The sequence below is a fragment of the Nocardia sp. NPDC004260 genome (assembly GCF_053603155.1).
The window spans coordinates 1-12,281 of record NZ_JBSGEZ010000043.1 but is presented as its reverse complement, the minus strand read 5'-3'; the positions used below and the strand labels follow the sequence as shown (position 1 = coordinate 12,281).

Annotated in this window: 14 protein-coding genes and 1 tRNA gene; 12 read left to right on the top strand and 3 right to left on the bottom strand. The window is 67.7% G+C overall.

What is annotated here, in order from left to right; all coding sequences use genetic code 11:
• Positions 1 to 256: 256 nt before the first annotated feature.
• From ACWEO7_RS23760 to ACWEO7_RS23750, 3 genes are read left to right on the top strand one after another with little or no spacing between them, the layout of a single operon-like run.
• Positions 257 to 2,068 (top strand): ABC transporter ATP-binding protein, encoded by a 1,812-nt coding sequence (locus tag ACWEO7_RS23760; RefSeq protein WP_452426197.1) that lies wholly within the window; start codon positions 257 to 259, stop codon positions 2,066 to 2,068.
• A gap of 2 nt (positions 2,069 to 2,070) precedes the next feature.
• Complete coding sequence (locus ACWEO7_RS23755; protein ID WP_452426196.1) at positions 2,071 to 4,077, top strand: ABC transporter ATP-binding protein; 2,007 nt, start codon at positions 2,071 to 2,073, stop codon at positions 4,075 to 4,077.
• A gap of 49 nt (positions 4,078 to 4,126) precedes the next feature.
• Positions 4,127 to 4,741 (top strand): putative glycolipid-binding domain-containing protein, encoded by a 615-nt coding sequence (locus ACWEO7_RS23750; protein ID WP_452426194.1) that lies wholly within the window; start codon positions 4,127 to 4,129, stop codon positions 4,739 to 4,741.
• Between the two features lie 323 nt (positions 4,742 to 5,064).
• Here ACWEO7_RS23750 and ACWEO7_RS23745 read toward each other — a convergent pair whose 3' ends face one another.
• Complete coding sequence (locus ACWEO7_RS23745; protein WP_452426193.1) at positions 5,065 to 6,075, bottom strand: prephenate dehydrogenase; 1,011 nt, start codon at positions 6,073 to 6,075, stop codon at positions 5,065 to 5,067.
• Here ACWEO7_RS23745 and ACWEO7_RS23740 point away from each other — a divergent pair.
• From ACWEO7_RS23740 to ACWEO7_RS23730, 3 genes are all read left to right on the top strand, one after another.
• On the top strand, positions 6,074 to 6,613 hold the full coding sequence (locus ACWEO7_RS23740) for a tRNA adenosine deaminase-associated protein (RefSeq protein ID WP_355073031.1): 540 nt from the start codon (positions 6,074 to 6,076) through the stop codon (positions 6,611 to 6,613). The genes ACWEO7_RS23745 and ACWEO7_RS23740 overlap by 2 nt on opposite strands.
• A gap of 43 nt (positions 6,614 to 6,656) precedes the next feature.
• Entirely contained in the window at positions 6,657 to 7,091 is a 435-nt protein-coding gene (locus ACWEO7_RS23735; RefSeq protein WP_356963511.1) for a nucleoside deaminase, read from the top strand.
• Positions 7,092 to 7,155: 64 nt separating this feature from the next.
• Positions 7,156 to 7,246, top strand: a tRNA-Ser gene (locus tag ACWEO7_RS23730).
• Positions 7,247 to 7,282: 36 nt separating this feature from the next.
• Here ACWEO7_RS23730 and ACWEO7_RS23725 read toward each other — a convergent pair.
• Both ACWEO7_RS23725 and ACWEO7_RS23720 read right to left on the bottom strand, forming a co-directional pair.
• Complete coding sequence (locus ACWEO7_RS23725) at positions 7,283 to 8,524, bottom strand: tyrosine-type recombinase/integrase (RefSeq protein ID WP_452426192.1); 1,242 nt, start codon at positions 8,522 to 8,524, stop codon at positions 7,283 to 7,285.
• Positions 8,511 to 8,966, bottom strand: coding sequence for a helix-turn-helix domain-containing protein (locus ACWEO7_RS23720; RefSeq protein WP_452426190.1), 456 nt, complete (start codon positions 8,964 to 8,966; stop codon positions 8,511 to 8,513). The genes ACWEO7_RS23725 and ACWEO7_RS23720 overlap by 14 nt, the downstream gene beginning before the upstream one ends.
• Before the next feature lie 125 nt (positions 8,967 to 9,091).
• On the opposite strand from ACWEO7_RS23720, the gene ACWEO7_RS23715 reads away from it, so the two are divergent.
• The 6 genes from ACWEO7_RS23715 to ACWEO7_RS23690 all read left to right on the top strand — a co-directional run bounded on the left by ACWEO7_RS23715 (position 9,092) and on the right by ACWEO7_RS23690 (position 12,192).
• On the top strand, positions 9,092 to 9,283 hold the full coding sequence (locus tag ACWEO7_RS23715) for a helix-turn-helix domain-containing protein (RefSeq protein ID WP_452426188.1): 192 nt from the start codon (positions 9,092 to 9,094) through the stop codon (positions 9,281 to 9,283).
• 92 nt (positions 9,284 to 9,375) lie between these two features.
• Entirely contained in the window at positions 9,376 to 9,798 is a 423-nt protein-coding gene (locus ACWEO7_RS23710) for a DUF6907 domain-containing protein (RefSeq protein ID WP_452426186.1), read from the top strand.
• Positions 9,795 to 10,100, top strand: a complete 306-nt coding sequence (locus ACWEO7_RS23705; RefSeq protein ID WP_452426185.1) for a hypothetical protein — start codon at positions 9,795 to 9,797, stop codon at positions 10,098 to 10,100. The genes ACWEO7_RS23710 and ACWEO7_RS23705 overlap by 4 nt, the downstream gene beginning before the upstream one ends.
• Entirely contained in the window at positions 10,097 to 10,429 is a 333-nt protein-coding gene (locus tag ACWEO7_RS23700) for a hypothetical protein (protein WP_452426183.1), read from the top strand. The genes ACWEO7_RS23705 and ACWEO7_RS23700 overlap by 4 nt, the downstream gene beginning before the upstream one ends.
• A gap of 377 nt (positions 10,430 to 10,806) precedes the next feature.
• A complete protein-coding gene (locus ACWEO7_RS23695; RefSeq protein WP_452426181.1) occupies positions 10,807 to 11,778 on the top strand; it encodes an AAA family ATPase in 972 nt (323 codons plus the stop codon).
• Between the two features lie 204 nt (positions 11,779 to 11,982).
• Positions 11,983 to 12,192, top strand: coding sequence for a hypothetical protein (locus ACWEO7_RS23690; protein WP_358213287.1), 210 nt, complete (start codon positions 11,983 to 11,985; stop codon positions 12,190 to 12,192).
• The last annotated feature ends 89 nt before the right edge of the window (positions 12,193 to 12,281 follow it).

The window sequence follows — 12,281 nt, the reverse complement described above, 5'->3', positions numbered from 1 at the left end:
GGTGACCCGCGGGTATCCGGCGGCGAATAGCCGGGAGCCTGGATCCGCGCGACTTGACCTCGAGTTCGATAGAGGTTGTGAACTGGGCGAATGAGTGCCGAATCCGTCGCCGCGACGAGCCGTGGATGTCCGGCGGCGGCCGGAAAATCGGTTGGTCGACGCGCGTTCCGGTGCGACCCTGAGATGTCGGACCCTGCTGCGAACATCACCGTGGGTCTCGTTCTCCGCCGCCAGTCACATACCTACAGGGGGAGTCTTGTCTGTCACGCTGGACGTTTCGTCGGCCGAATCGGAGGCCGACAGAACGGAGCGGCCCGCCGCCACGGGCCGCTTGCATTCCCTGCGCCGATTCTGGCCGTACCTGCGTCCACACGTCCGCATTCTGCTCGCCGCCAGCGGACTGGCGCTGCTGTCCGGCCTGACGGCCGTCGTCATCCCGCTGATGATCGCGCGGATCATCGACGGCCCGGTCGCCCACCGCGATCTCGCGGGCGCGCTCGGGCCGGTGGCCGTGGTCCTGGCGCTCGGCCTGGTCGAGGCCGGTGGCGTGTGGGGACGCCGCTGGCTGATCGCGACCCCCGCGACGCGTATCGAGATCACGCTGCGCGCCAAGATCTTCCGGAAGCTGCAAGCGTTGTCGATCGGCAGGCACGACGCGTGGGAGTCGGGTCAGCTGCTGTCCCGCGCGATCGACGACCTGGCCACCATGCGCCGGTTCGTCTCGTTCGCGGGACCGTTCCTGCTCATCCACTGCGTGATCATTCCGGTAGGCCTGCTCGTGCTGATCGGACTGAGCCCGCAGATCGGGCTGATCTTCGCGGTGATCGCCATTCCGCTGGTGTTCATCTGCATTCGTTTCGAGCGCAGGTACGCGGTGGCCTCGCGGCGTTCGCAGGACCAGTCCGGGGACCTGGCCACCACGGCCGAGGAGTCGGCCCAGGGCGTGCGGGTGCTCAAGGCGTTCGGGCGAGGCGTGTTCTTCGGCCGTCGCTTCACCGCCCAGGCGCAGGAATTGCGGCAGACCGAGCTGCTGAAAGCGCGCCTGGACGCGACGTTGTGGTCGAGCATGCTGAGCATTCCGCAACTGGCCATCGCGTTCGCGCTCGGCTACGGCGGGTACGCGGTGGCACACGGCACGATGACGCTCGGCACCTTGATCGCGGCCATCACGCTGGCGACCTTCCTACAGTGGCCGATCATCTGGACCGGCTTCCTGCTCGCGGAACTGAACGACGCGCGCACCGCTGCCGACCGATACTGGGAGATCATCGACACGCCGGTCGATATCACCGATCCGGCCGATCCGGTGCGCTTGCCGGACCACATCCGTGGTGAATTGCGATTGGAGGCTGTGCGTTTCGCTTTTCCCGACGCGGAGAACGAGGTGCTGCGCGAGGTGTCGTTGCGGGTGCGCCCCGGCGAGACGGTGGCACTGGTCGGCGCGACGGGAAGCGGCAAGACGGCGCTGCTCAACTTGATCCCGCGCATGTACGACGTGACGGGCGGTGCGATCACCATCGACGGCATCGACATCGCGGCGATGCGGGTCGCCGACCTGCGATCGCTGGTATCGGTCGCCTTCGAGGAACCGGTGTTGTTCTCGGCGAGCGTGCGGGAGAACGTCGCGCTCGGCGACCCGTCCGCCACGGACGCCGATGTGCGCCGCGCCCTGGAGGTCGCGCAGGCCACCGCGTTTATCGACGACCTGCCCTGGGGTCTGGACACCAGGATCGGTGAACAGGGCTTGAGCCTGTCCGGTGGCCAGCGGCAGCGCCTAGCGCTGGCTCGCGCGGTGCTCACCGGCGCGGGCGGAGGCAGGCGCAGCCGGATCATGGTGCTCGACGACCCGCTGTCCGCGCTCGACGTGGAGACCGAGGAGCGAGTGCAGGAACGCCTGCGCACCGTGCTGGCCGACGCGACCACGCTGCTCGTCGCGCACCGTCCGTCCACGGCCGCGCTGGCCGACCGGGTGGCGGTGCTCGCCGACGGCCGGGTCGTCGCGGAGGGCACCCACGATCAATTGCTGCGCACCAGCAAGAGCTACCGCGAACTGATGGGAGGTGAGTAGCTGTGAGTACTACGACCATTGTCTCGGAAGACGAAGCGCCGGAGAGTGATCCGACCCCTGCGGAAGGCGCGGCCGATTGGCGCGGCATCGCGGGCGAGGACAAGGAGGTCACCGAGACCGGGAACCTGGTGCTGGCCGGACGCTCCCGGCGGCTGTTGCTCGACCTGGTCCGGCCCTACCGCAAGCTCACCGGCCTCGCGCTGGCGCTCATCGTGCTGGACAACATCGCGAAGGTGTCCGCGCCGCTGTTCGTCGCACACGCGCTGGACACCGGCATCGCGCGCGGTGTCGCGGGCGACTGGGCGCCGCTGGCCAGGACCGTGGGCGGCTACGTCGGCTCGATCCTGCTCGGCTCGATCTGTACGTACTCCTTCCTGCGGGTGACCGGCAAGCTCAGCCAGAGCGTGTTGTTCGACCTGCGCGTGCGCGCGTTCACCCATGTGCAGCGGCTCAGCGTCGCCTTCCACGAGAAGTACACCTCCGGCAAGGTGGTGGCGCGGCTCACCGGCGACATCGAGACGCTGCAGGAGCTGCTGGAGAGCGCGCTCAACCAGGCGCTGAGCGCGATCCTGTCGGTGCTGACCATCGCGGCGCTGCTGATCTACCTGGACCAGGCGCTCGCCGCGATCGTGCTGATCGGATTCGTTCCCCTGGCGCTGGTCACCCGCTGGGCGCAGCGCAGGCAGCGGGCGGGCTACCGGCGCACGCGCGCCGCGATCGCCAAGGTGGTCGTGCAGTTCGTCGAGTCCATGGGCGGCATGCGGGCGGTGCAGGCGTTCCGCCGGGAGCAGCGCAACGAGTCGGTGCTCGCGGTGGAGGACTCCGAATACCGCCAGGCGACCACCGCGGCCATGCGCGGCATGGGCGACTACGCGGGTTTGACCAAACTGCTCGGCAACCTCACCACGGTGACCATCATCGTGGTCGGCGCCTGGCGCGTGATCGAGGGCGATCTCGCGGTCGGCGTGCTCGCGGCCTACCTGCTGTACCTCAACGAGTTCTACGGGCCGCTGGACGAGCTGGCGCAGGTGTTCAACGCCTACCAGTCCGCGGCGGCCGCGCTGGAGAAGATCTCGGGCGTGCTCGAGGAGGAGCCGTCCGTGCCGCAGCCGGCGCGGCCGGTTGCCCTGGAGAAGGCGTCCGGCGCGGTGCGGATGGACAAGGTGTGGTTCGGCTACGCGGCTGGTTCGCCCGCAGACGATGCCGCGGGCACGTCTTCCGGAGAGTCCTCCAGCGATCCCTTGGAAAAACCTGCGAACCGCCACACGGGCGTCGCCGCGTCCGCCGCGGACTCACCCGCAGGGCGGTCGGATCGCCGGACGCGACCGGTACTGCCGGAGTTCACCTTGGACATCCCGGCCGGGCAGATCATCGCCCTGGTCGGTGCGACCGGTGCGGGCAAGTCGACGCTGGCGAAGCTGCTGACGCGGTTCTACGACCCGTCCGGCGGCGTGGTCACCCTGGACGGCATCGACCTGCGCCTGCTGTCCGACGCCGATTTGCGCCGCAACGTGGTGATGGTCACCCAGGAGTCCTACCTGTTCTCCGGTTCGGTGGCCGACAACATCCGGTTGGGCAGGCCGGAGGCCACCGACGCGGAGGTGTTCGCGGCGGCCCGCGCGGTCGGCCTGTACGACTTCGTGCAGGCGTTGCCCGAGGGCTTCGGCACCGACGTGCGCAAACGCGGCGGCAGGCTCTCGGCGGGGCAGCGGCAGCTGGTCGCGTTCGCGCGGGTGTTCCTGGCCGATCCCGCCGTGATCGTGCTGGACGAGGCCACGTCGAGCCTGGACATCCCCAGCGAACGGCTGGTGCAGCGGGCGCTGGAGACCGTGCTGCGCGGCCGCACGGCCGTGATCATCGCGCACCGGCTGTCCACGGTGGCGATCGCGGACCGGGTGCTGGTGCTCGAGTCCGGCCGGATCGTCGAGGACGGCGCGCCGGACGCCCTGATCGCGGGGACCGGCCGGTTCGCCGACCTGCACGCGGCGTGGCGGGAGTCGCTCGTGTGATGAGCGGCGGTTCTACGGGCCGAGGCCGGGTGTCGCTTACGGTAGATACGTGACGACCCCAGCCTCCGACCCCGAGAGCCCCGCCGCGAGCACGCAGGAATCCCGGTGGCCGGCGATCCTCACCTGGCGCGCCCACGACGCGACCCGGATGGAGTCGGTGCGGGTACAACTCAATGGCAACCGCATCCGCGCCACCGGGCGGATGATCGGCGGCGCCGGTGCCGACCACCCCGCGTTCAGCGCGTCGTACGACCTGGTCACCGACGAGAACGGCGTGACGAAGCGGCTGTCGCTGCGCACCACGACGGCCGGCGGGGAGCGGCACGCCTCCATCGCCCGCGACGAGGAGAACTACTGGCTCGTCGACGCGGGCGGCAACCACGTGCGCTCCACCTTCGCCGGAGCACTCGACGTGGACGTGGTGCTCAGCCCGTTCTTCAACACCCTGCCGATCCGCCGCTACGACCTGCAGCACGCGGTCGAGGACGTCCAGGTCCCGGTGGTCTACGTCCGCCTGCCCGACCTGCTCGTCCAAGAGGCAACGCTGATCTACAGCAGCGCCGCCGACGGCATCAGCGTGCTGTCGCCGGTCTCCAGCGCGACGGTCACGGTGGACGCCGATGGCTTCCTGCTGGACTACCCGGGTCTGGCCGAACGGCTCTGACGCGGCACCGCGCGACGGCCCACGACCTGGCATGCGCGAGTCGCGGCTTTCGTGCCGAGGACCGAGTCGTCGAGTCCCGAGGTTCCGGTGATCGCCACCGGCGCTCCGGGAACGCGCCTGCCACCGAAGGCCGCGCCGGGTCGATACAGCGGCCGTCTCTCGGCGCCGCAACTACTGGACGGGAGGCAGTGTCGTCGGAGCTGCCCAGACTCGCGCAGCTCGACCGGATGGACCTGCGCCGGGGAAAACGTCGCGAGGTGTTCACCCGCGATCAGCGGCCGGACCGACTCTGGAATGTCGGGGAGGGGACGGTTCTCGCGCGGTCAGTTCAGCCGGGTGATGACCCCACCGCGCTCGCCTGCCGCCCGCAGGTCTTCCAGCCAGTCGCGGTCGCCGGGACGAATGTCTGTGATCTCCCAGCGGCGCGCGGATTCATAGCGCTCTCGCGCGTCGTGCCCGGGTTCGACCAGGTCCGTTAGGGATTGCTTGTCGCGCAGGTTGTCGCGCGCCGCGCCGAGCACGGTGAGCGTCTCGTCCAGAACTTCCAGTAGCGCCGCGGAATTCGGTTCGCAGATCGCGCGAACCAGGTCGGGCGCCGTGCCGGCGACACGGGTGCCGTCCCGGAACGACCCGGCCGCGAGGCCCAGCGCGAGCTCACCACCGGTGGCGCCCGCCAGGGCCAGTGCCTCGGCGAGCACATGCGGCAGGTGGGAGATGCGGGCCACGGCGCGATCGTGTTCCGCGGCCACGACCGGTACCACCACCGAGCCGCAGTCCAGCGCCAGGCGCACTACCCGGCTCCACGGGTCGACCCGCGTGCCCTGGTCGACGCCGACCGCCCACACCGCGTCGCGGAACAACGTTGGATCGGTGGCGGCCCAGCCGGATTCGGACGTACCGGCCATCGGATGGCCGCCGACGTACCGCTCGGCTAGTCCGTGTTCGCGTACGGCCGCCGCGACCGGCCCTTTCACGCTCACCACATCGGTGAGCGCGCATTCCGGCGCGTAGTCGGCGATCGCCGAGAGCATGTGGTCCACCGCGGGCATCGGCACCGCGACGACGATCAGCGCGTCGGTCTCCGCGGCGCGCCGCAGCGCGGCAGGTAGGTCTTCGGTGACGTCGAATCCGTCGGCACGGGCGGCCTGCGCACCCACCGCGGAGCGGTTGTATCCCCAGCCGTCGTAGCCCGCGCCGACGGCCGCACGCAACAGCGACCCACCGATCAAACCGGTCCCCAGGACGCACACGGGTGCTTTCTTCGCCGAAGTCACCCGAACAGATTGGCATACGACTTCAACATTTCCGCTCGAGCAGACTACCGTTGCGGCCATGGCAGCACAGCGCTCGGGCACGAACAGGGCGGCGTCGGACGATTACGACGACGTGGAAGGGTTCGCAGTGGCGGTTGTCCGCGAAGAAGGCAAATGGCGGTGCAGTCCGCTGAGCCGGGACGCGCTCACCGATTTGTCCGCCGCGGAAAACGAACTGAAGGCTTTGCGCAGCTCCGGAGCGGTGTTCGGATTGCTCGACATCGACGACGAGTTCTTCATCGTGCTCCGTCCCGCGCCGAGCGGAACCCGGATGCTCGTCTCGGACGCCACGGCCGCGATCGATTACGACATCGCCGCGGACGTCCTAGAGGCCCTGAATGTGGAAATCCCCGATATCGATCCGGATGAATTGGACGACGTGGAGCCGTGGGAGGAGGGCGACCTCGGTGTGCTCGCCGATCTCGGCCTGCCCGAACCGGTGCTGAGCGTCATCCTCGCCGAGACCGATCTCTATCCGGATGAGCAGCTCGGCATGATCGCCGAGCGTCTCGGCTTCGCCGGTGAATTCGCCGCGGTGCTGGACAAACTACCGCGCTGACGTGCGCGTTCTCCCGGACGACCCGTTTTCCGCTGACGCCGATATGGTGCGGGCGGCCATCGCCGCCGCGGCGGCCGCCGGGGAGCGTGACGTACCCGTCGGCGCTGTCGTGTTCGACTCCGCCGGAATGGAACTCGCCCGAGCCGCGAACGCGCGGGAGGCGCTGGGCGATCCGACCGCGCACGCGGAGATCTTGGCGCTGCGTCGTGCCGCCGCGGTCCACGGTGACGGGTGGCGGCTGGAGGGTGCCACGCTCGCCGTGACGCTGGAGCCGTGCACCATGTGCGCTGGTGCCCTGGTGCTCGCGCGGGTGGGCCGTCTGATCTTCGGTGCGTGGGAGCCGAAGACCGGCGCCGTCGGGTCGCTGTGGGACGTGGTGCGTGACCGCCGTCTCAACCATCGGCCGCAGGTACGCGGCGGAGTGCTCGCGGACGAATGCGCGGCGTTGCTCGACGAGTTCTTCCGCACCCAGCGCTGAGCCCACCCACCCCGGGTCTACAGGCGATTTAGTGATCCGGCACCGGTCCGGTATGGTTGTCGGCGGTGGCGTGTCCGAGCGGCCTAAGGAGCACGCCTCGAAAGCGTGTGAGGGGTAACCCCCCTCCGAGGGTTCAAATCCCTCCGCCACCGCCAGAGCCCCTTACCTGAATCGCCAGGTAGGGGGCTTTTTCATGCCGCAGGCTCGACCGTTTCCTCATCCGTGGGCACATTTTGGGCACAGTCGCCAAGTTGGGCACGCTCGCCGGGCGGCCCGTACGCCTGGTCGATGGCGTCCGCGAGCTTGTCGAGATCGTCGTCGAACAGGTCCGCGTAGGTGTTCAACGTCTCCTTCGCATCCTTGTGCCCGAGCAGCCGCGCCAGCGCCAGCACGTTGGCCCCGGCCGACACGGCCAGGGACGCACACGTGTGCCGCAGATCGTGCGGAGTGATCGGCTGCACCTGCGCCCGCTTCACGGCACCGGTGAACCATCCACCTTCCGTCTTCGGTCGCGGCAGGAACTTCGTCGCGTCGTCGGGATGCGGGAACACCAGAGCGTCGCGATCGCGCCCGGCCACACGCGCCGCCAGCTCGGAGAGGATGAACCGGGGGACCGGCACACTTCGAATCTCCTTGCCCTTGGTCTGGCCCTCCGCATGGTCGACGCCGAGCTGCACGGCGTTGTTCTCCACGGTGATGCGCCTACGTGGAATGTCGATGTCGCGGACGCGTAATGCGATCAGTTCACCCCACCGCGGACCGCAGTAGGCGAGCATGAGCACCAAGAGTCGGTGCCTGCCTGCCTCATCCGCGAGCCGCTGCACATCGTCGGCGTTGAGGTACACGTGCCGTTTCTTGGTCTTCGTCGGGAGCACCTTCGAGACCTGCTTGCCTCGAGCATGATTCTTCGGAAGCAGCTTCTTGGTATCCACGGCCATGTCCAGAATGCCCGCGAGAACGCCGAACGCCCGAATGATCACGGTTGCCCCGGCGTTGATATCCGGGCTCCCCTTCTCCTGGGCGCGTTCCTGCGCGGCGAGGCGCATGTCGATAACCCACTCTCGCACCGAATCTTGGCTCGCGTCGCCGATCCGAACCTGACCCCAGTGCGGCTGTACGTGGTTGCGCCAAGCCGCCTCGAGGGTTCGGTAATTCGACGGGGCAACGCTCGCCTTCTTCTCCTTCAGCCAGTCCGGCGCCAACTCGTCGAACGTGACTTTGCCGAGCGAGGGGGCAATGTATTCGCCGTCCGCCTTCTTGACCTCTACGCGGTTGGCGAACGCTTCGGCGTCGGTCTTGCGCCGGAAGCCGCGGCGCTTGGTCTGCGCCCCGTTCGGCTTGCGGTAGCGAACCATGTAGCGGACCTCGGGCTTGCGGAGCTTGCCGTCCTTGCCGCGCTTCGGTGTCAGTTCGTACGGCTCAATCGTCGCCATCGCTCGGCCCCCCTTGTCTCCTGATTGCCTCCGACACCGCCCATTTCGGGCGGGACCGGATCATGAATTGGAACTGCCGCTGGGGATCGTCGTACGCGCCGGGAAGGGCATCTCCACGCAGCCATTGAAAGATGTGCTCGGCGGTATCCGAGTGCGCGGTGGTGCTTACCCGCTCGGCTCGGTCGGTGGAGTCCGGCATCAACAGCGTGAGTGGGGAGATTTCCAGGGCGGCCGCCAGGCTGACCAAATCGTCTGCGTCTATTCGGCGTTCGCCTTTCTCGATTCGAGAGAGCCCCAGGACGGGAATCGGCCGGCCAACGTCATCGAGGCGCCTTGCCAGATCGGCGAACCCGAGATTGAGCCGTTCTCGGTGAGCCTTGACGTTCGCGCGCACGGCCTCACCGGTAGCGCCGAGGGGGTTCCGTTTCTCTGCCATGAGCACCGAGGATCTCCTATCAAAATGATTCCGTCAACCATCGTCTTGACTATGCGGCTATCAGCGAGCATCATCAGAGATGCATCATCAAATGTATTGATGGTGGACGACATCATTTTGATAGGAGTGAGATGGGCGAGGACAAGATGGCCACGTCCGCCGAGGTCGCGAAGTTCCTGAGAACTACTACCGCGCGGCTGGCAAACGATCGCTACCACGGCCGGGGGATTCCGTACGTGAAGTTCGGCGCTTCGGTCCGCTACCGGTGGCGCGACGTTCACGACTGGATCGAGCAGAACACGGAACGGCCCGGTGCCGCCTGATGCCGACAAGCCCCCCAGATGAAAGCGACCCGGGAGCGGCTGCAACCGCTCACCGGGTCGAAGAAACCCACCCACACCAAGAGGAGATTTCTGTGTCCAACTCTATCAACACCGTCCAATGGGTCGAATTGGCCTGCTCCGTCTGCAAGACGGTCATTGCCACCGTGTCCCCGCCGCTGCCGGACGTCCCGGTCAAGTGCTCGCAGTGCAGCCGAGCCGCCACCTGTGCGAGCTGGTGCCCGATCGGCGACGGGCACGACGACGAGATGTTCGACAGCGATCGCAACTGCTGGGGGCCGGACGTCCTGATCCCCCTGACGTTGGAACGTCCGATCAATGCTCAGCAGATGCCCGCCGCCGAGATCTCGGCCCGGCGGCAGTGGGGCGGTCCCGACAGCGTCTACTTGGCGACCCCGAATGGCGACCTGGACATGACGCCCGTCGAAGCGCGGCGGCTCGCGGCCGTCCTGCTCCAGGTCGCCGATCAGGTCGAGAGCGAGGGGACGCGGCCGTGAGCGATTCGCCAGAGGTTCAGGCCGCCCTCAATGCCTGGAAGAAGGGCTACACCCCCGTCGAATGGGCTCAGCGTCACTTCCGCTCGAACTACCGATTGGAGTTGGAGAGCGCGCTGTCCCGGCTGATTTTGATGCTGGAAGGCGACGAGGACGAGCTGCATATCCTGCCGTCCGTCCAGCGGTTCGCCGAGTACGTGAGCCGCTTGGATGCGCAGCTGCGCCGGGATCTGGCCGGGGATCGGTGGACAGACACCGGACGGGTCAACCACACCCACAAGACGAAAGGGGGCGCGGCAGCATGACCCCACTCGATGGGCTCTCCAATCGCTTCTTGGTCCAGTACCGCGACGGGGAGCCCTGCGGCGTCATCGACGCGGACGAGGTGATCGGCAAGGCCACGGCGCTGCTCCGCGAACTGGCCGACGCCGGGCGCGATCAAGCGGAGGTCAACCGCATCATCAGCGAAGTTCGTCAGTCCGTCGACGACGACACCGCGGCCGCATGGATCGTCGGTGTTGCGTTGCGGCTGACCGCCGCCGACGCGCGGCTGACGGTTGCAGAGGATGCCCTGCGCGCTCGGTTCCACGAGTTCCGTAGCGCGGCTCTCGCCAAGCGCGGAGGTGGCCGTTGACCGACACCAATCACGAACCCCGAGGCGCGGCCGATCCGGTCGCGCCTTCGGGCGTGGGTCTACCCGAGCCCACCCCGCACTGCAAGGACCACACGCACTACATGAGTTGGTGCGTGGACTGCGTGCGCCAATACAGATCGCGGTACGGCGGCGATCCGACACCGAACGCGATGCCCCGGCACAGGACCCGTCACCGCAACGAAGAACGCCGGTCCGAAGGCCACCCCGGGACGCGTCCCGGTATAGGTACCCGGACGCGTCCCGAATCAGAAAAGGCCAGGTCAACGGTAGTGACACCGATCCGCGCGTCCCGACCGCGTCCCGAGTCCGAGACCAGTGATTCGGACACGTCCGGGACATGTCCGGGACATGTCCCGATGCCGCAGTACTTCGACGTGTCGGCCCTCCTGGCTGGCAGCCTTCCTGAACCTCCGACGCCAACCGTCTGCCCGCGGACGGACGGAATAGGGCTGTTCTACTCCGAGCAGTACAACGTGGTGTTCGGCGACCCGGAGAGCGGTAAGACTCTGCTCACCGATCACGCCACCGTGGTCGAACTCGAGGACGGTGGCCGCGTGCTGCGAATCGACCTCGACCACAACGGGCCACAGTCGACCATCGGCCGTCTGCTCGCCATGGGCGCCAAGCCCGACGTTCTCTCCGACCCTGAGGCGTTCCTGTACATCGAACCGGAGGACGCGCGTGAGGTACGCGAGGTCTGTGCTCACATGGCGCAGTGGCGACCGACGCTGGTCATACTCGACAGCCTTGGCGAACTGCTGCCCATGTTCGGCAGCAACAGCAACAGCGCCGACGAGTTCACCACCTGTCACCGCGCGGTCATCAAACCGTTGGTGAAGACCGGAGCGTGCGTCGTCGGTATCGACCACCTGTCCAAGGGCGCGGACTCCCGCGCGTACGGCATGGGTGGAACCATCGCCAAGAAACGGGCCATCGGTGGCAGCTCGATCCGGGTGACAGTCGACCGCGCGTTCACACCAGGCAAGGGCGGCAGCGCATACCTGGCGATCAACAAGGACCGTCACGGTGGGTTGCGCGCGCACAGTCCATCAACCGGCGACAAGGAAGAACTCGCCGGAAAGTTCGTCCTCTGGCCCGAGCCGGACGGGCACGTCCGAGCCGAAGTCAAGGCGCCCGAGGCTGGCGAGCGCAACCCTGGTGAACTGCCGCCGGATGCCGATATCGCTGCCATTGCCGCACTGGACCCACCACCGACATCAGGCAACGAAGCAGCCGAGCGGTTGCCATGGCGAGCGACCCGAGCACGAGCAGCGTTCAAGGCATGGAAGAGCCAGGGTCGGAACAACGAAGAAAGCGCGAGCGCATGAGCCCCCTGGGGGGTGACCCCCGGGGCGGCTCGCCCGCACCCCTTGGCATAGGCGAGCACCCTCCATTCCTTTTTTTCCACACGGCAGCCGCAGGTCAGGGCATCGAGCGCTGCGGCCCCGACCCGCCCCGATCGAGTTGCCTGCCCGTTTTCCCTGGTCAGCGCGTCATAACGTAACGCGCCCGTTCGATGAGAGGACCGCGCCGTGAGCGCTGAGCAAGACATCAACGACGGACTACCCGAGTACCACCGTGCACCCCCCGACGTCGTACCGCGTCGCACGCTGCCCGCCGAGGACATCCCGGTCGGGGACGTCGAAGTCGTGCACTACGAGATGACCGAGGACGGCATCGAGCGCGTCACCGAACGTCTGTACGTCACCGCTCCCTACACCGGAAAGGACACCACCCCATGACACTCCCTATGTCAACCTCATACCGCAGAAGTAGCGACCGGTTGTGGTTGCAGGGTTTGGGCGCCGCCGTGTCGGGCGGGGTCGTAGGC